Genomic DNA, 22802 nt, shown 5'->3' with positions numbered 1-22802 from the left:
CCACAAGGGTTCGTCTGAAACTGCATACACGATCTCGTCGACGTCGTCGATTCCGCTTCAACCCCACAAGGGTTCGTCTGAAACGGTTGCCTCCCCGAAGTCGACGACGTTCGCGTTCTCGCTTCAACCCCACAAGGGTTCGTCTGAAACACCCGTCGACGGTGTCCTCGGCGATGTCGACGCGGCTTCAACCCCACAAGGGTTCGTCTGAAACGGGTAAGAAGTCGACCCAACCGGGCGGCGAAAGTGGCTTCAACCCCACAAGGGTTCGTCTGAAACCCGGTTGAAGTAGCCACCCTTCGAGTCGCTCTGTAAGCTTCAACCCCACAAGGGTTCGTCTGAAACAGTCCCACGCAGAACGATCCCGAATCTGCTGGAGCGCTTCAACCCCACAAGGGTTCGTCTGAAACTTCTCACGGTCCCACGCCAGCGTTCGCCGGTACGTGCTTCAACCCCACAAGGGTTCGTCTGAAACGCCAAGCGTCGTGATTGCGGTCCGCTCCTCCGGCTTGCTTCAACCCCACAAGGGTTCGTCTGAAACTGTGGTGAGGTGGTCGACCTCCATGGAGCGACTGAGGCTTCAACCCCACAAGGGTTCGTCTGAAACACGAGCGTGGGCTGTGGACCATTCTGTACGCACGGCTTCAACCCCACAAGGGTTCGTCTGAAACGAAATCGTGAACTACTCCGAAAAGGCCTATCAGGTGCTTCAACCCCACAAGGGTTCGTCTGAAACTCCGTCCGGGGAGTCGTGGTCAACGTCCGAAACCTCGCTTCAACCCCACAAGGGTTCGTCTGAAACAGTGCCGACGCCACCTTGACACCGCCGTCCGACGTGGCTTCAACCCCACAAGGGTTCGTCTGAAACGATGTCGCCGTCGGCGATCGGTTCGGGACTCTCCTCGCTTCAACCCCACAAGGGTTCGTCTGAAACGCCGATTCCTCAAGCGGCTCGACGCTGATCGGGACGCTTCAACCCCACAAGGGTTCGTCTGAAACACGAGGACGAGCCCGCCCCGGATCACGGGTGGGGCGCTTCAACCCCACAAGGGTTCGTCTGAAACTCAGCTTTTGGCGGTTGACCACTATCCGCACGTCGCTTCAACCCCACAAGGGTTCGTCTGAAACTCTTGATAATTGCGAAAGCCGTCACGTTGGCTGGTCGCTTCAACCCCACAAGGGTTCGTCTGAAACATACCGATTGTCGGGTGCAGCGGCGTCGTCGAAGCGCTTCAACCCCACAAGGGTTCGTCTGAAACCCGTCTCGGTCGAGATAGCCGTCCACGTCGAACACGCTTCAACCCCACAAGGGTTCGTCTGAAACTGTTTATCCCGCTCGTCGGCCGGGATCGTCTCCGGGCTTCAACCCCACAAGGGTTCGTCTGAAACTCGCGGACCGCGTCGGTGTTGGCCGCCCACCGCAGGCTTCAACCCCACAAGGGTTCGTCTGAAACACCTGTTGGGTGGTCCTGAACATCATCGTCGCCAACGCTTCAACCCCACAAGGGTTCGTCTGAAACCTCGTGCGCCCACAGGAGGACGTCCTCCCGCGAGGCGCTTCAACCCCACAAGGGTTCGTCTGAAACGTCCTCGTCGCTGTGTGTTTCGTTCATGTCGTCCGCTTCAACCCCACAAGGGTTCGTCTGAAACAGGTCGTAGAGGAGACGCTCGTCGAGCCGACGGGTAGCTTCAACCCCACAAGGGTTCGTCTGAAACACCGCACCTTCTCCGTCACCGTCGGTCCGGTTCATAGCTTCAACCCCACAAGGGTTCGTCTGAAACGCGGCTCGTCGGGAGAAGACCGAGAAGCTGATGGACGCTTCAACCCCACAAGGGTTCGTCTGAAACACGGACGGGGGGCGGACGCTGGAGGGGGATACGGAGCTTCAACCCCACAAGGGTTCGTCTGAAACACAGTGCGTTCGCCTCGTGGCTCTCGCGTGCGTCCGCTTCAACCCCACAAGGGTTCGTCTGAAACTCGTACGAGGCCGCGAGGTCGACCTCGGTCTCGGCGCTTCAACCCCACAAGGGTTCGTCTGAAACGAGCGCGGACGCGGAGGCGACAAATGACAGATACAAGCTTCAACCCCACAAGGGTTCGTCTGAAACGTACTCGAGCTGAGACATCTCCGGCGTGTGCTCGTCGCTTCAACCCCACAAGGGTTCGTCTGAAACGCTCGTCTCCTCACACCCGCGATGAAGCGGGTCCGGCTTCAACCCCACAAGGGTTCGTCTGAAACCCCCGGGTGCGCGCGGACAGACGGAGGTGCGAGCATGCTTCAACCCCACAAGGGTTCGTCTGAAACCCGCGGCGTGCGCGACCTGGCGGGCCGTGCGAAGGCTTCAACCCCACAAGGGTTCGTCTGAAACAATTTTGAACGGGTACAATCGCTTCGACCGTTTGCAGCTTCAACCCCACAAGGGTTCGTCTGAAACTTCCATAGCGCGCCGGGCGTACGAGTCTTCGACGTCGCTTCAACCCCACAAGGGTTCGTCTGAAACCCGTTGGGATCGATGTTGGAGGAAATATCGATCCGGCTTCAACCCCACAAGGGTTCGTCTGAAACCGCGTTCGTGTCGATCTTCTCAACGCTGGTGGTCCGGCTTCAACCCCACAAGGGTTCGTCTGAAACAGTTGAACCCCTCCCGATCCCACGCCGCCATGCCGCTTCAACCCCACAAGGGTTCGTCTGAAACCACATGACACGTGCCGGCGAAGTTGACAGCGACGTGCTTCAACCCCACAAGGGTTCGTCTGAAACTCCTCGCGACGGTCGTGATCGACGCAACCCGCGTGGGCTTCAACCCCACAAGGGTTCGTCTGAAACCCCGGGAGCGATCGCGGGATCGATCGCCGGACTAGGCTTCAACCCCACAAGGGTTCGTCTGAAACTCCCGGGAGCGATCGCGGGATCGATCGCCGGACTAGGCTTCAACCCCACAAGGGTTCGTCTGAAACGCTTTTCGACGACGCTTACCCCGGGCTCGAGACGAAGCTTCAACCCCACAAGGGTTCGTCTGAAACCGACGCTCTCGAGTACGACTACCTCCTCAACAACGGGCTTCAACCCCACAAGGGTTCGTCTGAAACTACAAGTGGCGCGACGAGCGTTGATCGATTCGGCGCTTCAACCCCACAAGGGTTCGTCTGAAACAACACGGAGACGGGTTCGATCATCGCTCGATCGTGCTTCAACCCCACAAGGGTTCGTCTGAAACACGTCGTCAACTTCCGTGGCGGCTACGGCTCGGGGCTTCAACCCCACAAGGGTTCGTCTGAAACGTCCTTGGCGTCGATTCCGACCGCCACCGTTGTCGTGCTTCAACCCCACAAGGGTTCGTCTGAAACGCGATGTCGTGTTCGTTCCGCTCGCGGTACTCGGTGCTTCAACCCCACAAGGGTTCGTCTGAAACGTACCCAGGGGGAGCCGAGGACCTCGCACAGTGGGCGCTTCAACCCCACAAGGGTTCGTCTGAAACCACGCGGTAACGAGCCGGATCGCGATCGGGTCGCTGCTTCAACCCCACAAGGGTTCGTCTGAAACGAGCTCGACCTGCGGGCAGCTGTCGAGATCGGCGCTTCAACCCCACAAGGGTTCGTCTGAAACTCGATGAGGCGCTCATCGAGGAGAAGGGTCTCCGAGAGCTTCAACCCCACAAGGGTTCGTCTGAAACGCTGCTATGCTCTTCGATGCTGTCAGGATGTCGTGCTTCAACCCCACAAGGGTTCGTCTGAAACGGTCGGCTTCGAGACGTCCCACCGGCGGTCGTGGACGCTTCAACCCCACAAGGGTTCGTCTGAAACACGTCGTCTGGTTCTCCGAGTCGACGTTCGAGTAGAGGCTTCAACCCCACAAGGGTTCGTCTGAAACCCAGCCGTACTGCCGCATGTTCTCGCAGAGGAGACCGCTTCAACCCCACAAGGGTTCGTCTGAAACCACCGAGACACACCGAGCCACCGGCGTCTGAGTGGGCTTCAACCCCACAAGGGTTCGTCTGAAACTCGGGGTTGGGCCAGCCCTCGCGGTCGGGATCGACGCTTCAACCCCACAAGGGTTCGTCTGAAACCGTCCGCGAGTACTTCGGCGCCGTCCGGATTCTGGGCTTCAACCCCACAAGGGTTCGTCTGAAACTCGCGGACCGCGTCGGTGTTGGCCGCCCACCGCAGGCTTCAACCCCACAAGGGTTCGTCTGAAACAAGCTCCGCTGGCGTGTACAGATGCCGGGAACGGCGCTTCAACCCCACAAGGGTTCGTCTGAAACACGGCGTCGACGCCGGAGGAGTTGACCGAGCGAGGGCTTCAACCCCACAAGGGTTCGTCTGAAACGGTGGCTGATTCGGGCACCACAGGCTGTCTACTGGTTGCTCATACACAAACGTTTCCGTCGACCCTCAATAAACCCTGAACCCCCAGGGGGTCGACGACGCTTGCGGAATGCTTTGGACGCCGATCGCTCAACGGCTATTTGTGGAAACGGACCGCTACGACCGTACTTGGGGAAGTCGAGTTCTCGTTAACCGAGCGCCGGACGGACATTGGAGGCAGAGGTGCCGCTATGGATAAACGCTCGCACTTTCCTACCGATCCGCTCAACTGCCCTTCGACGACGGTATCGACGGTAACAAGAGCAGGTCGTTCCGCCAGCGAGCGATCCGGTTCCGTTTCAGGCCCTCTCGTACGCCGGAAATCCCTATCTGGTTGTGGATGGTTGAATGGTGTCTGCCGTTCGCATATATTAGTTTTCGCTGAACCAGAAATGATTGAAATCATGATCCGGATAATAAGGATAACACCGGTCCGAATTTCAGATGAACCCAGTTGTGGGAAAATTATATTAACCAACACTAAGTCGACAACACACGTCAACAATTGATGATTCAAACACACATCAACCGATCGATAACTGAGCAATGCGCGTTGTAGCGCGTCTGTCGGCGCGAGCGGACACCGCGTACGACAACGCGTACCACCACAAACTGCGCGGTCGTATGTGGCGGGCGCTCGATGGAACCCCGTACGAGACCGCACACGACACCAACGACCCGCCGGGATTCACGTTCTCGAACCCCTTCCCACCCCGCGACATGGCGGAGGGCGACAAGCGAACGCTACTCGTCGCCTCGCCAGACGAGGAACTCCTCGCGCACGTGGCGCGAGACCTCCAGCGGGATCCCGAGTTGAACGTGGGAGAGATGCCGTTCACGGTCGACGACCTCTCGGTGATCGAGCCCGACGTCGGCGAGCCGGGAAGCACCGGGGTTCTGGAGAGCGGCACCGGACTACTCATCCGGATCCCGCCGTGGCGCTGTGAGGAGTACGGTATCGACCATCCCGGCAGTGACACGGCGACGTTCTGGCAACCCGAGTTCGGCATGGAGCCGCTCCGGACGCAGATCGAGTCCAATCTCGACGCCAAACACGGGCGACACGCACCTGATCACCTTCCCGGTCCAAGCAACCGACCCGGAGAGCTCTTCGACGGCTATGAGCTGATCAAGACGTTCGCGGTACCAGTCGAGGTGACACAGGGGCAGACGATGACGTACGTCCTCAGCAAGTGGCGGCTCCCGTACGCGGTTCGCGACGACCACCACCGCCGCCACCTCAACCTCGCGCTCTCGTGCGGGCTCGGCGAGCGAAACGGACTCGGACTCGGGTTCCTGAATGTCGCCGAGAAACAAGGCCCGTTCGGCGAGCCGGCACCGGAGGTGCACGGCGGATGAATCTCCTTCCGGAGCCGAGGGAGTTCAGGAAGACGTACAAGGACGACGAGGAACTCGCCGCGGAACTCCCCGATCGTCCGATCGCTTCGCTACGCGACCTCCAGTACCTCTACGGACGGCTCTACACGCTAGCGACGGCCGGTGGCGGCGAGTTCGCGCCGTACCTCACACCAGAGAAGTCGACGGACCTGTTCGGCGAGCCGGAGAGCCTGGCGATCCTCCGCGTCGACCTTACCGGTGACGAGCCCGCGCTCGACGTGGATCGGCCGGTCGAGTTCCGAAGCTACACCCGCGACGACGTGGGGGCGGTCGCACACGCGTGGTTCGATGCTGCGGCTGGATTCGACCACAGCGTCACGCACCGCACTGGAAAGGGGAAAGAGCCCGAGAAGATCGCCGAATATCTGTTCCAGCGGTTAACGCGGTGGGCGGACGATGACGTTATCCAAGACGCCGCCGCCGAGCACGAGGACGGCTGGATCGTCGAGGCGCTCGCCGATCTCGGCGAGCGCGACGGCATCGAGGAAGCGATCGTCGACGCCGTCAACAAGCAATTGGAAGGGTCGACGACGGCGCTGACGACCGTTACAGTCAAACTTGATGCCGGCAGCGACTACGAGCTACCCGGTGCCTGTGGGACGACGGTGTTCAACGAGGCGATGCGCGCCCACAAACGCTCGAAGCTCGTCTCGAAGGGTGCCGCGACGAACTCTATCGGTCAGGCGACAGACCTCGTCACGGGGCAGGACGGGCCGACCGTCGGAACTGCCGAGGATCCGCTGAACTACTTCCTTGGCAAGCAGCTTGAGAAGTTCCCCGGACTTGATCCGGACGAGGCGTGGCGCTCACACCCCGTCTCGGAGGACGTCGCCGTCACGCTGATGAACGCTTCGACGTTCGTCGACGCCTGCTCGTACTACACGCTGGAGTCGAACGTCTACTATCTCCCGTACTTCTTCGGGCGACCGACGCCCGAGGACGCCCGCGAGCTGTACACCGCGCTCTACAGCGTGGTCGACGAGGATACGCTGACGCCGGTCGAGCGGATGTACAGGGACTACAACCCCGAGGACGGGTACGACCCCGACGGGGAGCGGCTCCAGTTCTACGTCGCCGCCGTGCTTCAGCACCAGACGAAGCGGTACGACGTGTTCGGCGACGACATGAACGCCTCGCTGGTGCATCCGGTCGAGCTCGCCCGCGAGCACTGTGCAGTGCTCTCCAGTTGGGCGTTCAACGAGGAAGCCATGCTCCCGCACCCGGACGTGCGACCCGCACTGCCCGCACACCAGGAGTGGTCGTTGCTGCGTCCGAACGTGGAGGCGATGGTCGGCTCGATCGCCGCCGGCGGCTACTTCCGGTCGACGTTCGCCACGCCGGACGACGACGACACGGTGTCCGCGGACGACCTTCGGGTCCAGGCATTGATCGCGTCACTCTCCGGGGGTTCGATCCCCGTCGACCGCCTGCTCGAGGAGTACGCCGACCGGTTGATCGAGGAGAGCGATGCGGACGACGAGGGGTTCCCGTCGATGTTCGTCGCGATGCAGCACGCACAGCTGTGCGCCTTCGCGGCGGCGGGCCTACTAGCGGGCGGGGACGAATCGCTGACGAAACCGGCGGAGTACGCGAAACCACAGATGCAACACGACACGACACGACGCGCACGAACCGACGGCGGATCGAAGGCCGTCAAACGCGCACAGAAACTCGAACAGTTCCTCGACGACACGCCGGCGCTCTCGCCCGAGAACCCGCAACGACGCGGTGGGTTCCTGCTCGGTGTGCTCGTCGGACAGGTCTCCAGCTACCAGCAGTCCTCGGAGGGGCGTTCGACGACGCTCGTCGACCAGTACTCGATCAAGTCCGTCACCGGCTCGAAGATCGAGCGACTCGCGAGCGACGTCCTCGACAAGAACGTCGTCTACTCCCGCGAGAACCGGATGGCCTCGACGATGTACGCCGAGGTCGTCGACGGGCTCGTCGAGACGCTCCCACGCGCGGAGCGTGACGGCGGCTGGGACATCGACACGAGCGAGCTACGCTACTACTACGCGCTCGGCGTCGCCTACGGTATGAACAACTGGATCCCGAACGAGGACGCCGACGAATCGAGCGACGACGACGACGCGACTACTGACACCAATGAGTGAACACGCCTACGCCGACGACGAGTACGAACCCGTGGAGAACCGGTCGGAGATCGTTTTCTGTTACGACGCGGTCGACGCCAATCCCAACGGGAACCCCCTGAGCGGAGCGAACCGCCCCCGGATCGATCCCCGGACCGAGCAGGCGATCGTTACGGACGTGCGGCTGAAACGGTACCTTCGCGACCAGCTCGATGCCGACGGACACGGCGTCTACGTGCGGAACGTCAAGAGCGACAACGGGAAACAGGCCCAGCGGTGGGAGCTCCTTCGCGACTGTCTCAAGTCGCTCGATCCCGACGAGTGGGACCTCGACGACCTCGACGAGGAGGAGGCGGCCCAGCTTCGTGAGGAGGTCTTCGGTGCCTTCCTCGACGACGCCGCCGACGTGCGCTACTTCGGGGCGACGATGAGCATGGACCTACAGGGGAGCTACGAAGGTTTCGAGGACTACCTCCCGGACCACTTCACGGGGCCCGTCCAGTTCTCACCGGGGAAGACGATCCACGCGGTCACCGAAAACGAGGAGTACAACAGCCTGACGAGCGTCATCGCAACTGGAGCCGACAAGGAACAGGGCGGGTTCGATCTCGACGACCACCGGATCCAGTACGGCTTTATCGCGTTTCACGGGCTCGTTGACGAGCACGGATCGGACGACACGAAGCTATCGCCTGCGGACGTCGAACGCCTGGACACGCTCTGCTGGCGAGCGATCAAGAACCAGACGATCAGCCGAAGCAAGGTAGGACAGGAGCCCCGGCTCTACCTCCGCGTCGAGTACGCGGACGAGGGGTTCCACATCGGGGGGCTCACTCGGGACGTCGATGTCGACGAGTCGGCATCGGAGCCGGTCGACGAGATCCGGAACGTCCGCGACCTCACGGTCGATCTGACGGACCTGGTCGGTCGACTCGAGCGTCACGCCGACCAGATCGAGCGCGTTCGTGTCGCAGTGAGCGACGTACTGGACGTGACCGTCGGCGGCGAGCGCCTTACAGCCGGCGACGAGATCGGCGATCACGGACTCCACGACACCCTTCGAGACACACTCGGGGACGGGGCCGTCGACGTGATCGACGTGTACGACGAGGCCGCCCAGACGATGCCGAGCGCGGGCGACTGATGACGCAGCACTCGCTCGACGACTGGGACCGTGACGACGAGTCCGACTCCGAGTCGGCGGAGTGCCTCTCCTTCGAGCTCCGCGGCCAGTGGGGACACTTTCGGCGCGTCGAGGGGAACATCGTCAAGCAGACGTACCGGATCCCCCCGCGAACGACGATTGCGGGTATCACCGCAGCGATCCTTGGGCTCGACAGGGACAGCTACTACGACGTCTTCGCTCCCGAGCGGTCGGCAGTCGCCGTCGAGCCGCTCGACGAGCTCCGCACGATGAACCTCCCGCAGAACACGCTGTCGACGGCGAAAGAGCACATGAAAACGGTGCCGACGCGGGGGCACGCGCGCGTCTCGATGCCGGATCCGACCGAGTTACGTCAGCAGCACAACTACGAAGTGCTCGTCGATCCGGCCTACCGAATCGACCTCCAACTCGACGACGAGCTGTTCGGAGAACTCCGTACCCGACTGGAGACGGGCACGAGCTACTACCCGCCGAGCCTCGGGTTGTCGGAGCATCTCGCCGAAGTGGTGTATCTCGGGACGTTCGACGTCGAACCGTGTGAGGAAGGGGATGTGGACGTCGACTCCGCCGTCGTCGAGGCGGTCGACGACGTCAAGCTCTCCCCCGGAAAACCCATCCGTGTCGAGCGGTCGCCAGGGTTCATGGCGGCCGATTCCGGCGGACGCACTACGACGGAGTTCCTCTCACTGGCCTACTCGCCGAGAGCGGAGCCGGTCCACGTCCACGATGTCGAGACCTCTCGCGTAGACGGACGGCGGGTGATGTTCAGTTGAACGGGATCGACATCGACGCACCTCCGTCACACTTCCGCGAGCGCGACGGTGCCGACGTACCGCTGGACGATCACCTCGCGGACGTCGCGAATCGAATCGAGGCACTCGTTCCGGAGGGAGCGACAACCGCGGACGGCGGCTCGGTCGTCGACATGGGGCAGCGGCTCGCGTGGGTTCACGACATCGGAAAGCTCACGAGATGGTTCCAGGAGCACCTGCATGCGGGCGATGCCGACTTCGCGATCGACGGCCCGTCCCACCACGCACCCCTCGGAGCGCTCGTGGCGTACTACGCGCTTGACGCCGCTGGCTTCGAGGGTGACGACCCGCTAGTCGGCTTCCTTGCGGTTGCGAAACACCACGGCCAGCTCCCGGACACGGCCGACTACGTCCGAAAGGCGGCCGCCGAGCGCGACGCGGGACCACTTCGACGACTGTTCCGTGAGGATGCCTTCGAGCAGGTCGCAAACATCGACGCGAACGAGTCCGCCGTCGCCGATGCCTTGATCGACCGTTCAACTGACGGCGAGGGCTCGTGGGAGGGATTCCGCGGGTGGCTGCACGGTACCCACGAGCAGGATCGGTTCGTGACGATCGGCGAGCACGTGCTTGGCGGTCGCAAGCTCTCCTTCGAGGAACCGTGGAACCTGTCCGAGCGGTTCTACGACGGAACCCTCCAGGTCTGGAGCGCGCTCGTGCTCGCGGACAAGACGAGCGCCCGTCACCTCACGAGCGAGGTGGACCTGCCTGTCGACGTGTACGATGCAACCACGCCGAGACGAACCGCGATCGACGCGAAAGTGCGGTCGATCCAGCGGAACGCCGAGCGCTTGGACGTGGACGACCGGACGCGCTCACTGAACGAGAAACGGGAACGAGCCCGCCGAGAGGCTCGTTCCCGTGCAGAGACCTTCGCGAAGTCGGGGGGGTCCGCCGCAACGCTCACGCTACCGACGGGACTCGGAAAGACGTTCACGGGACTCGACGCCGGTTTGACGGTTCTCGACCGGAAGCCCGGTGACGGGCGGCTCGTGTATGCGCTGCCGTTCACGTCCATCATCGACCAGGTGGCTGCAGAGAGCGAGTCCGTATTCGACGTCGATCGCGTCGACAGCGACGTATTGACGGTCGATCACCACCTCTCCGAGACGCGTGTGCCGCTTCTCAGCTCACCCGAGGAGGTTCCCGACGATACGCGTGCCGACGCAGAGTCCGTTCTCGGGGAGAGTTGGCGGTCGGGGATGGTCGTGACAACGTTCGTGCAACTGTTCGAGAGCCTCGCGGGTCCGGGAAACGTCCAGTCGATGAAGCTTCCATCCCTCTACGACAGCGTCGTGGTTCTCGACGAGCCACAGGCGCTTCCCCATCGATGGTGGGCGCTCGTAGAACGTTTGGCGCGCCTGCTCGTGGAGGAGTACGACGTGACGGTGATCGCCATGACGGCTACCCAGCCGAAGCTGTTCACCGACACCACAAACGGCGAAACGCCGAGTCTCGTTTCCGACCCCGAGTCCTATTACGAGGGACTCGATCGCGTTCGGTTCCAGTTGCATCCGTCGGTCGAAGCGGCCCTCGACGGGGAGCCGGAACCGGTAGGGTACGTCGACGCCGGATCGCAGATCGCGGCGGTCGTAGGCGAGGGGTTATCCGTTCTGTCCATCTGCAACACCATCGACAGTGCCCGCGAGCTGAGCGAGTCGGTCGAGCGACAGGCCGACCCACTCGTCGTCAACGACGTCTACGACGGCGTGCTTGCGAACGAAGGGGGGGACAGTTCCGAAGTGTCTCCCGACGCCACGATCGAGCGAACGATCGACCGACTAAACGACGATCAGCCGCTTCTCGTCCACCTCACGACACGACATCGCCCGATCGATCGCCAACACCTCATCACTGTCGCCATCGAGTTGACAGAACGCGACCTACCGATCGTTTTTGTCTCGACACAGCTCGTGGAGGCGGGCGTCGACGTGAGCTTCGATCGCGTGTTCAGGGACTTCGCCCCCCTCGACAGTATCGTCCAAGCCGCGGGACGGTGTAACCGGTCGTTCGACCGTGACACCGGTCTCGTGACGACGTGGGTCCTCGAACCGCCGGAAGGGAGGGACCGAACGCCGTCGACATCGGTGTACGATTACGACAGCGACAGCCTGACGAAGATCGCCGCGCTCGCACTGGCGGAGGTGTATGAGGGAGAGCCGATGGACGAGTACACCGTCACACGAACTGCCGTCGAGTCCTACTTCTCAATGCTGGACGAGCGTGGGGTCGGTGACTCGGAGTACATCGAGCACGTCAAGCAGGCAGACGCGGAGACGCTTGGCCAGCTCTCTCTGATTGACGAGCCGCCGGCGGTCGACGTAATCGTCACACGCACTCGTGAAGAGGCGATCCATGTCGAGGAGCTGCGAACTGCCTACCGTGAACACGACTGGGAGACGGTCAAAGCGAAGACGAACCTGCTAAAGCCGCTCCAGATCTCCGTGCCGATGTACGGTGAGGACGACGAGTCACTGTTCGCTCACTGTATGCCGATCGACAGGCAGGATGAACGTCTCCACATTGACGCTCGATCCAGCCGGTTCGACGAGTACTTCGACACGGTCGAAGGCGTCGTTACGCCCGACGATTCCGTGGAGGCACGCCTTCTATGAGTCCGGCGGGTGGATCGGACGTCGGTGGAGACTCCGGGGACGGTCTGTCGAATCCCGACGATGTCGACCCTGTCGACCGTCTCCGACAGACCGTCGCCGGCGAGCGCGACGCCGACCCCTTCCGCGTGACGGGCGTGATGATGCAGTACTACGTCGTCTGTGAGCGCGAACTCTGGTTCGCCAGCCGGTATCTGGAGATCGACCGAGAGAACCCTTCGGTGGTACAAGGGACACGCGTCGACGAGACGGCATACGAAGGGGAACGGGAGAAACTCTCGCTCGGAATGGTGTCGCTTGACCTCCTACAGGACGGGCGCGTCGTCGAGATCAAGCCCTCCTCGTCGCTGGTGGAGCCGGCCCGGATGCAGCTGTCGTACTACCTCTGGTATCTCGAAGAGTTCGCGGGGGTTGAGCGCGATGGGGTACTCGTTCATCCGACGGAACGATCACGCGACCCGGTTGCGCTCACCGCCGACCGCCGTGAGAAAGTCGAAGACGCGATCCGCGGGATCTACCGGGTCATCGCGAGTGACTCGCCCCCGCCGGCTACCGAGAAACCGTTCTGCTCGTCGTGCGCTTACCACGACTTCTGCTGGTGTTGATCATGGACAGGAACTACCACGTGTTCTCCGACGGACACATCGAACGACGAGACGACACGCTCCGTGTCGTCACCGACGACGGCGAGAAAAAGCATATCCCGGTCGAACACGCGGAGGCCGTGTACCTCCACGGACAGATCGACTTCAACACGCGTTTCGTCTCGTTTCTGAACTCTGAGGGGGTCGCTGCGCACGTTTTCGGCTGGAAGGACTACTACGCCGGGTCCGTCATGCCGGAGAAAGGCCAGACCTCCGGACGCACCGTCGTAGCGCAGGTCTCCGCCTACGAGGACGACGACCGACGACTACGGATCGCCCGCGAGTTCGTCGCCGGGAGTATCCACAACATGCGCTCGAACGTCTCCTACTACCACAACAGGGGGCGGGACCTCCAGCGGGCACTCGACGATCTCGACGACGCTGGAGAGCGCGTGGACGACACCGACGACGTTCCCGAACTGATGGGCGTCGAAGCAACAGCCCGAAAAGCGTACTACGGCACGTTCTCAACGATCCTTCCGGGCGACTACCCGTTTACCGGACGACGGTTCGACCCACCGACGGATGAGGTAAACAGCGTCGTCTCGTTCGGCAACTCGCTCGTGTACGCCAACTGCGTCTCTGCGATCCGTGCCACCGCGCTCGAACCCTCTGTGAGCTATCTCCACGAGCCCGGCGAGCGTCGCTACTCGCTCTCGCTCGATATTGCCGACCTGTTCAAGCCGGTTCTCGCCGACCGCGTGATGTTTCGGCTGTTCAACCGGAAACAGCTCTCCGATGCCGACTTCCGCTCTGAGGTCGGGGCATGTCTCCTCTCCGAGTCCGGCCGAAAGGCATACACACGAGAGTTCGAGAAGACGCTTGAGGAGACCGTCGAGCACCCTCGTCTCGATCGAAAGGTGAGCTACCAGTACCTCCTCCGGCTGGAGGCGTATAAGCTCAAAAAGCACCTCCTTACCGGCGAGCGTTACGAGGCATTTCGGAGGTGGTGGTAATGTACGTCGTGCTCGTCTACGACATGGAAGCTGAACGGACACAGCGAATGCTGAAGCTCTGTCGACGCTACCTCACCCACGTACAGAATTCCGTTCTCGAGGGGCACATCACCGAGGGAGACCTCGCACAACTCCGGAACGCCATCGAGGACCTTCTGATCACCGGCGAGAGCGTGATCATCTACCAACTCTCCTCGGAGACACTCGTCGATCGTGCGGTCTATGGCGATGACCCTGCCGAAGACAACCGACTTCTGTGACCCACGCCGGAGATCGTCGTCGACCCCCTGGGGGTTCAGGGTTTATTGAGGGTCGACGGAAACACTTGTGTGTGAGTAACCAGTAGACAGCCTGTGGTACCCGAATCAGCCACCGTTTCAGACGAACCCTTGTGGGGTTGAAGCACGTGTTTCGGCGCGACCTGCGGGATCTCGAAGGCGGTTTCAGACGAACCCTTGTGGGGTTGAAGCCTCCACCCCGCGGACCGCGACGACTTTCTCGGGAACGTTTCAGACGAACCCTTGTGGGGTTGAAGCATCGAGAACGGGACCCGCGTCCCCGACCCCGACGCGGTTTCAGACGAACCCTTGTGGGGTTGAAGCCGCGTCGCCGACGTACAACTCGACTCGACCGGGACGTTTCAGACGAACCCTTGTGGGGTTGAAGCGGCCACGACGGCGAGGAGTACACGTATCAAACCGGAGTTTCAGACGAACCCTTGTGGGGTTGAAGCAACGTCGGGGCGCTCCGGCCGGGCGAGGTCGTGCAGTTTCAGACGAACCCTTGTGGGGTTGAAGCCCGCAGGTGGTCATGCGCGACTGGCTTGACGCGAGTTTCAGACGAACCCTTGTGGGGTTGAAGCACGCTTCGCTGGGCGTCGGCCATGACCCGCAGTGCGTTTCAGACGAACCCTTGTGGGGTTGAAGCTTGTTACGGATCGCCGAGATGGTCTGATCCTTGCTGTTTCAGACGAACCCTTGTGGGGTTGAAGCCCGCTGAATCTCTACTTCTCGACCGCCGAGGGCCAGTTTCAGACGAACCCTTGTGGGGTTGAAGCCCGCGCTTGTCGGCCAGCCAGCCGGGGCCTCGAGGTTTCAGACGAACCCTTGTGGGGTTGAAGCTGCTGATCAGCCTCATCTCGGCGCTTCTCGGCGTCGGGTTTCAGACGAACCCTTGTGGGGTTGAAGCATCACTCATTATCACCGGCGTCGCCATCCTCGGCGGTTTCAGACGAACCCTTGTGGGGTTGAAGCGCCCGATCGTCGTAGGCGTTGGTCGGGTCGATGACGTTGTTTCAGACGAACCCTTGTGGGGTTGAAGCCTCGACCTCGCCGATCGTCCCGTCGAGGACGTCGGTTTCAGACGAACCCTTGTGGGGTTGAAGCACCGGCGGCCTCGCCACCGTCGACGCCAACGAGCGTTTCAGACGAACCCTTGTGGGGTTGAAGCCGAATCGCTTGGATGAGTCCGGGGACCAGGAAGTCCGTTTCAGACGAACCCTTGTGGGGTTGAAGCCTCATCGACGTCGGTAGAGAGGGAGACACGGTCGGTTTCAGACGAACCCTTGTGGGGTTGAAGCGTCCACACGGAACAGGTTGCGGAAGACGTACATCTGCGTTTCAGACGAACCCTTGTGGGGTTGAAGCGATCGCGGTCAGCTCGAAGAGATCGGGCTCGCCGGTTTCAGACGAACCCTTGTGGGGTTGAAGCGCTCGTCGGGACTTGTGAAGTCGTAAGAAGTCCCGTGTTTCAGACGAACCCTTGTGGGGTTGAAGCGCGTTGCGGCTCGGAGGGCCGGCGAAAGCAAACCATGTTTCAGACGAACCCTTGTGGGGTTGAAGCACTCCGTGACATCCATGTGCTCGGCGACAGCGTAGCGTTTCAGACGAACCCTTGTGGGGTTGAAGCGGTGCGAGTGACGCTCCCGCGAGCTCAAGCGGGTTGTTTCAGACGAACCCTTGTGGGGTTGAAGCCTCCTCGTTGATCTCCTCGGAGATGGCCGCGAGGTCGTTTCAGACGAACCCTTGTGGGGTTGAAGCACGCGCCGGGCAGAAAGCGTCACTGAAGATAAACGGTTTCAGACGAACCCTTGTGGGGTTGAAGCGACACGCTGCCGGCGGCGATGCGGGGCCTTCGGGAGTTTCAGACGAACCCTTGTGGGGTTGAAGCGTCAACTCCGAGATCCTGCCGTTCGCGTCGCTCCCTGGTTTCAGACGAACCCTTGTGGGGTTGAAGCGTCCGCGAATAAAACCACCTCGGAGGAGGTGCGCTAGTTTCAGACGAACCCTTGTGGGGTTGAAGCCAGGGTCGCCCAGCAGGAGGACGTGGAACTCACCCCGTTTCAGACGAACCCTTGTGGGGTTGAAGCTCACAGACGGTGAGCCGCTATGACTGTCAGCCAGACGTTTCAGACGAACCCTTGTGGGGTTGAAGCGTGGCCGAGCAGCCAGCAGCGCAGGTTACGCATCGAGTTTCAGACGAACCCTTGTGGGGTTGAAGCCGGCGATCGTGGGGGCTGACGAGTACCCGCCCGACGGTTTCAGACGAACCCTTGTGGGGTTGAAGCAGGCCTTACCGGAGTGCGCGACCGACCGCCAGGTGTTTCAGACGAACCCTTGTGGGGTTGAAGCCTGTTCGCGTTGATGCTCGAGACGTTCGAACAGCACACGAAACTGGTGCGTTTCAGACGAACCCTTGTGGGGTTGAAGCACCGAACGCGGCGATCGACGCCCAAGTACCGCCGGTTTCAGACGAACCCTTGTGGGGTTGAAGCACTTGTTTGTCGACGAGGAGCCGCTGAGCGAAGCGGTTTCAGACGAACCCTTGTGGGGTTGAAGCCGGCGATCGTGGGGGCTGACGAGTACCCGCCCGACGCGTTTCAGACGAACCCTTGTGGGGTTGAAGCTCACGTTTCGTCGGGTTGAGCAACGCGAGATCGGCGTTTCAGACGAACCCTTGTGGGGTTGAAGCTCGTCGAGCTCGACCACGACGATCTCTCCTGGCTGTTTCAGACGAACCCTTGTGGGGTTGAAGCCTCGTTCAGCTCGCCGATCCCAACCGCGTCGACCGTGTTTCAGACGAACCCTTGTGGGGTTGAAGCGAGCGTGAGCACAAAGACCGGACGACGGTCATCACGTTTCAGACGAACCCTTGTGGGGTTGAAGCAGGCAGTGGGTTTGAGGAATTAGAGCATCAGATGGTTTCAGACGAACCCTTGTGGGGTTGAAGCGAGGTCTATCAGCCTGACGGCGATGAATTATACGGGGTTTCAGACGAACCCTTGTGGGGTTGAAGCCTTCGACCGCTCCGGCGAGAGGAGCGCCTCCTCGTGTTTCAGACGAACCCTTGTGGGGTTGAAGCGACATCGGGGGCGACCCGAGCGTGGTCTACAACGGCGTTTCAGACGAACCCTTGTGGGGTTGAAGCGTCTACCGACGGCGGTCACAATCACAATCATGAAGGTTTCAGACGAACCCTTGTGGGGTTGAAGCCACCTGGTCGGCGCGCTCGAGCTCCCGGGCGGCCTCGTTTCAGACGAACCCTTGTGGGGTTGAAGCCCGTGTTCAACCATCCGGCCGAGGCGATCCCGGACGGTTTCAGACGAACCCTTGTGGGGTTGAAGCGGTCGCCGTCCCGCAGCGCTCGCAGTGACCGTCGGCGTTTCAGACGAACCCTTGTGGGGTTGAAGCTCGTGGTCCACGAGCTCGGGCTGGACATCGACACGGGTTTCAGACGAACCCTTGTGGGGTTGAAGCGTCCTCGGTCGACAGGTCGAATCCGTCGACCTCGTTTCAGACGAACCCTTGTGGGGTTGAAGCAAGGAGAAGTACTTCGAAGAGAAGGGGTCGAACGTCGTTTCAGACGAACCCTTGTGGGGTTGAAGCAGTTGCTCGCCAGCGACAGCTATACGGGGGGCGTGGTTTCAGACGAACCCTTGTGGGGTTGAAGCGCGTGTCACCTGCCGGTCGCGCATCCTGAGAACGCGGTTTCAGACGAACCCTTGTGGGGTTGAAGCACGCGATCCGACTCCCGCGATCGACGCCCCCGATCCGTTTCAGACGAACCCTTGTGGGGTTGAAGCGACGTCGGGTACACGACGCCGTCCGAGTCGCCGGAGTTTCAGACGAACCCTTGTGGGGTTGAAGCCGTCCATGACGCGGCGACGCCGACCGGCCCCGTGGTTTCAGACGAACCCTTGTGGGGTTGAAGCCACCTCAAAGACGGGATTCGTGGGTGGGTGATCCGGTTTCAGACGAACCCTTGTGGGGTTGAAGCGTCCACACCTCCGGCGCGGTCGGCGAGAGGGCGAGCGTTTCAGACGAACCCTTGTGGGGTTGAAGCGGATCCGTGCGGATAAGGTCCACTTCGCCGACCGTGTTTCAGACGAACCCTTGTGGGGTTGAAGCTGCAGGCGGGTTTCGGCGGTGCTACCCCAAGGGTCGTTTCAGACGAACCCTTGTGGGGTTGAAGCCTCACGTATCTCACCCCCGCCCAACTCGACGACGTTTCAGACGAACCCTTGTGGGGTTGAAGCGGACACCAACCCCACCGCACCCACGGACCTCGAAGTGTTTCAGACGAACCCTTGTGGGGTTGAAGCGCGCTTAGAGCGCATTGAGCGCGAAGAGGCACGGGGTTTCAGACGAACCCTTGTGGGGTTGAAGCGACGTTAACGACATTTATTGCGACGGGGAAATCACAGTTTCAGACGAACCCTTGTGGGGTTGAAGCGTCCGTCCCGAGGTCGTCACGCGTGTGCCGGGCGATGTTTCAGACGAACCCTTGTGGGGTTGAAGCGGCCGGCGAAGTGTTGGCGTCCGACGAGGCGACGGAGTTTCAGACGAACCCTTGTGGGGTTGAAGCCGCCAGCTCGTTACTCCGAATCGCTACCTCTCGCGCGTTTCAGACGAACCCTTGTGGGGTTGAAGCAACTCGGCCCGGCGTCGTTTCCCGTCTCCGTCGCGGCGTTTCAGACGAACCCTTGTGGGGTTGAAGCTCCGAGACGCTGTTCGCTATCGACGTCGTGGCGGAGTTTCAGACGAACCCTTGTGGGGTTGAAGCCCGTTCTCGTGGTACAACGAAGCCCCGATACAGTCGGTTTCAGACGAACCCTTGTGGGGTTGAAGCGTCTGGACGACCTCGATGGTCTCCTCGGTGAGATCGGTTTCAGACGAACCCTTGTGGGGTTGAAGCCTCTTTCGTCGGACGCTCAGACTCGGTCGGATCGCCGTTTCAGACGAACCCTTGTGGGGTTGAAGCGGCACGAACCGGCCGCTCTCGCCGACGATCGACTCGTTTCAGACGAACCCTTGTGGGGTTGAAGCGCCGACCGTCGGGCGTTCCCGCGCGACCTCACGACGGTTTCAGACGAACCCTTGTGGGGTTGAAGCGCGAAGGAAGCCGGACCATCCGTCGGTGTCCTGCCGTTTCAGACGAACCCTTGTGGGGTTGAAGCGGCCTGAAAGCGGCCCCCGGCGGCATAACGCCGGGGTTTCAGACGAACCCTTGTGGGGTTGAAGCCGGTCGTCGCGTCGACGGTCCGGAGCGCCTCGACGGTTTCAGACGAACCCTTGTGGGGTTGAAGCATCTCCAAACGTGACCGTCCGAAATATAACTGTCGTTTCAGACGAACCCTTGTGGGGTTGAAGCTTCCTCGACGAATTCCGGGGTGCGCTCGGGCCTGTGGTTTCAGACGAACCCTTGTGGGGTTGAAGCACGACAACGGTGGCGGTCGGAATCGACGCCAAGGAGTTTCAGACGAACCCTTGTGGGGTTGAAGCTTCGCGATGTACTACGTCGCCGTCGACGCCGGCGCGTTTCAGACGAACCCTTGTGGGGTTGAAGCACTGTCGACGGACCGAGCAGTCGGACGTCCGAAAACTGGTTTCAGACGAACCCTTGTGGGGTTGAAGCGATCAGAATGTCGTTGCGGCCCTCCACGGCGTCGGGTTTCAGACGAACCCTTGTGGGGTTGAAGCGACGACGCGACGGCGCTTACGGACCCGAACTTTGAGTTTCAGACGAACCCTTGTGGGGTTGAAGCCTAAGTATGGCCTTAGAACAAGTCGCCATCCATCCGTTTCAGACGAACCCTTGTGGGGTTGAAGCGTCAACGGCATCCGAGTCGAACAGCTACAGAACTTGTTTCAGACGAACCCTTGTGGGGTTGAAGCTCGGGATGGGCAACAGCGAGGACCTCGTGGAACTGGGTTTCAGACGAACCCTTGTGGGGTTGAAGCCGTAGCACCTCACTAATCCCAGTTTGGTCACGGGCGGTTTCAGACGAACCCTTGTGGGGTTGAAGCCGCCCACGTGGTCCACGTAATCGTACGCGTCCCCTGTTTCAGACGAACCCTTGTGGGGTTGAAGCTCGTTTTGCATAGTGTGGCAACCGGAGTGTTCCGGTTTCAGACGAACCCTTGTGGGGTTGAAGCCACGCGTCCTTTGGTAGGGGACGAACGCCACGCCGGGTTTCAGACGAACCCTTGTGGGGTTGAAGCCGCCGCCGTCGATCGTGAGGTCGCTCCCGAGATCGTGTTTCAGACGAACCCTTGTGGGGTTGAAGCGACGAGCCGCCGGAGATCCCGGACCCGCCGATGTACGTTTCAGACGAACCCTTGTGGGGTTGAAGCCAGCGCGTGAAGGACGCCGAGAAGGCCATGCTCGGGGTTTCAGACGAACCCTTGTGGGGTTGAAGCAGGAGGTGAGGGACAGTGACGAGTGAGGATACTCGAGTTTCAGACGAACCCTTGTGGGGTTGAAGCTCGGACCGCGCCGCGAAGATCGACGTCGTCGAGTCGCTCCGTTCCGCAGTCGTCACCGACCACCGGAGCGTCCACGTGTTGAGAGCATCGGCGATGGGGCCCTCGAGACTGCTCCGTCGATACGGGATTCTTTCCCGACAGCGCGTTTCCGCGGTCCCGCGTGACCGCCTCGACGCACGTCGTGCGCCCGGTAGGGGACACCGAGCGCGGGGCTCCGCCCACCCACGGGGAGTTCGACATCGAGTGACCGTCGGTCGGACGGATCGACGGGTCGTCTACTCCTCTTGCGCTCGCACGGTCAGGACGGGACAGTCCGCGGTACGAACCACCTTCTCGGTGACGCTTCCGAGGAGGAATCGGTCGACGCCGCGCCGCCCGTGGGTCCCCATCACGATCAGGTCGATGCCGTGTTCGTCGACGTACTCCAGGATGTGTCGATACGGGGACCCGCCGTCGACCGACCCGCGGATCGACTCGACGCCGGCCGCCTTCGCCCGCGAGCGGGCTCGTTCGAGGGCGTCCTCGCCCTCCTTTTCAAGGGCGGCCAGCACCGACGGCGGCCCGGCCTCGACGGCGGGATACGTCTCCTCGACGACGTACAGCACGTGGAGGGTCGCGTCGTAGGTCAGCGCGTGTTCGATCGCGTGATCCAATGCGACGTCGGCCCCGTCGCTGCCGTCGGTCGGGAACAGGATGTCGTCGTACATACCTGACTGTTCGCGCGGCGGCTACGTGAAACCCCCTGACGGTTCCCGCTCGGCGGTTCTCCGGCGGCGATCGACCATCGCCGCGGTTTTGTGCCGACGGGTCGGTGGATGACGTATGCACGACCTCGACGAGACGCTGGACGGGCTCACGCAGCGCGACTGGCAGCGGGCGGCGTCGGGAACGGTCCGGTTCGCGCTGGTCGGCCTCGGGGGATGGACGCGGACCCGCGCGCTGCCGGCGATCGGTGACTCGACGCTCTGTGAGACGGCGGTCGTCGTGAGCGGATCGGCCGAGAAGGCCGAGCGGGTCGCCGAAGAGGCTCCCGAGGCGACGACGCCGACCCCGTTGACGTACGACGCGTTCCGCGCGGGGGACGCCGTCGACGAGTACGACGCCGTCTACGTCGCCACGCCGAACGCGCTCCACCTCCCGTACGTCGCGGCCGCCGCGGACCACGGCAAGGCCGTCCTCTGTGAAAAGCCCCTGGAGGCGACCCTCGAGCGCGCGGAGCGGCTCGTCGCCGCCTGCGAGGACGCCGGCGTCCCCCTCATGTGCGCGTACCGGATGCAGACGGATCCGCTCACTCGCGCGGCTCGGACCGCGATCCGCGACGGATCGATCGGCGACCCCGCCCACGTCCGCGGTCACATGACGCAGCCGGTGTTGGAGCACGGCGGCCCGGACCAGTGGCGGCTCGACCCCGATCTGGCCGGGTACGGAACGAGCGTCACGGATCTGGGGATCTATCCGCTCAACACGACCCGGTTCCTGCTCGACGCCGACCCGACGAGCGTGACGGCGACGTTCCGCGGTTCACACCCCGCGTTCGACGACGTGCCGGACGAGCGCGCGTCCTTCTCGGTGTCGTTCCCCGACGACGTGGTCGCGGAGTGTGCGGCGAGCCAGAACCTCGCGAAGGCAGGCGAACTCCGCGTCATCGGTTCGGCGGGCGAACTCGTCCTCTCGCCAGCCTTCTACGGCGGCGAGGACCGCGAGTTAGTCCTCCGCCGCGGGACGACGTCGGCGTCGCTGTCCGCGCGCCACATCGACCAGATGTGCGAGGAGTTCGACTACTTCGCGGACCGCGTTCTCACGGGACGAGCACCCGAACCGGACGGCGACCACGCGCTCGTCGACATGCGAGCGATCGCGGCGGTGTACGAGGCGGCGGAGCACGGCGAACGTGTTCGTCTCTGACGGCGTCAGCGACCGGGTGCCTCGTCGGTACGGGATTCGGTGGGGGACCGCGATGAGCGGTCGCAGTGGGAGGCCGAGGAGGAGAGA

The 22802-nt window shown here is 62.1% G+C and carries 10 protein-coding genes and 2 CRISPR repeat arrays (1 of these 12 running past the window's edge); of the genes, 9 read left to right on the top strand and 1 reads right to left on the bottom strand.

Annotation, left to right across the window (positions count from 1 at the left end; all coding sequences use genetic code 11):
• A CRISPR array of direct repeats spans window positions 1–4328; the repeat unit is 30 nt; unit sequence GCTTCAACCCCACAAGGGTTCGTCTGAAAC; it reaches 1122 nt to the left of the window's first position.
• A gap of 584 nt (window positions 4329–4912) precedes the next feature.
• From cas6 to cas2, 8 genes are read left to right on the top strand one after another with little or no spacing between them, the layout of a single operon-like run.
• Window positions 4913–5725: a CRISPR-associated endoribonuclease Cas6 gene (cas6, locus tag ACNSN7_RS03855; RefSeq protein ID WP_418280800.1), complete on the top strand. Its 813-nt coding sequence runs from the start codon at window positions 4913–4915 to the stop codon at window positions 5723–5725.
• On the top strand, window positions 5722–7878 hold the full coding sequence (gene cas8b / locus ACNSN7_RS03850; RefSeq protein ID WP_418280799.1) for a type I-B CRISPR-associated protein Cas8b/Csh1: 2157 nt from the start codon (window positions 5722–5724) through the stop codon (window positions 7876–7878). The genes cas6 and cas8b overlap by 4 nt, the downstream gene beginning before the upstream one ends.
• Entirely contained in the window at window positions 7871–9001 is a 1131-nt protein-coding gene (cas7b, locus tag ACNSN7_RS03845) for a type I-B CRISPR-associated protein Cas7/Csh2 (protein ID WP_418280798.1), read from the top strand. Before cas8b ends, cas7b begins: the two co-directional genes overlap by 8 nt.
• Window positions 9001–9795 carry a type I-B CRISPR-associated protein Cas5b gene (cas5b, locus tag ACNSN7_RS03840; protein ID WP_418280796.1) on the top strand — a complete coding sequence of 265 codons (795 nt, stop codon included), beginning with the start codon at window positions 9001–9003 and terminating at the stop codon, window positions 9793–9795. Before cas7b ends, cas5b begins: the two co-directional genes overlap by 1 nt.
• Window positions 9792–12449: a CRISPR-associated endonuclease Cas3'' gene (locus ACNSN7_RS03835; protein ID WP_418280795.1), complete on the top strand. Its 2658-nt coding sequence runs from the start codon at window positions 9792–9794 to the stop codon at window positions 12447–12449. The genes cas5b and ACNSN7_RS03835 overlap by 4 nt, the downstream gene beginning before the upstream one ends.
• The gene (locus ACNSN7_RS03830) at window positions 12446–13051 is read left to right on the top strand and encodes a CRISPR-associated protein Cas4 (RefSeq protein WP_418280793.1); all 606 of its coding nucleotides are present in this window, start codon (window positions 12446–12448) and stop codon (window positions 13049–13051) included. The genes ACNSN7_RS03835 and ACNSN7_RS03830 overlap by 4 nt, the downstream gene beginning before the upstream one ends.
• Window positions 13052–13053: 2 nt before the next feature.
• Entirely contained in the window at window positions 13054–14046 is a 993-nt protein-coding gene (gene cas1b / locus ACNSN7_RS03825) for a type I-B CRISPR-associated endonuclease Cas1b (protein ID WP_418280791.1), read from the top strand.
• Window positions 14046–14306, top strand: coding sequence for a CRISPR-associated endonuclease Cas2 (gene cas2, locus ACNSN7_RS03820; protein WP_418280790.1), 261 nt, complete (start codon window positions 14046–14048; stop codon window positions 14304–14306). The genes cas1b and cas2 overlap by 1 nt, the downstream gene beginning before the upstream one ends.
• Window positions 14307–14420: 114 nt before the next feature.
• A CRISPR array of direct repeats spans window positions 14421–20810; the repeat unit is 30 nt; unit sequence GTTTCAGACGAACCCTTGTGGGGTTGAAGC.
• A gap of 275 nt (window positions 20811–21085) precedes the next feature.
• On the opposite strand, the gene ACNSN7_RS03815 is transcribed toward cas2, so the two are convergent.
• The gene (locus ACNSN7_RS03815) at window positions 21086–21517 is read right to left on the bottom strand and encodes a universal stress protein (protein WP_418280789.1); all 432 of its coding nucleotides are present in this window, start codon (window positions 21515–21517) and stop codon (window positions 21086–21088) included.
• Between the two features lie 115 nt (window positions 21518–21632).
• Here ACNSN7_RS03815 and gfo6 point away from each other — a divergent pair, with 115 nt between their 5' ends.
• A complete protein-coding gene (gene gfo6 / locus ACNSN7_RS03810; RefSeq protein ID WP_418280787.1) occupies window positions 21633–22715 on the top strand; it encodes a D-xylose 1-dehydrogenase Gfo6 in 1083 nt (360 codons plus the stop codon).
• The last annotated feature ends 87 nt before the right edge of the window (window positions 22716–22802 follow it).

Source organism: Halorubrum rarum (assembly GCF_048380895.1).
GTDB lineage: Archaea > Halobacteriota > Halobacteria > Halobacteriales > Haloferacaceae > Halorubrum.
This window is presented reverse-complemented; position numbering and strand designations above follow the sequence as displayed.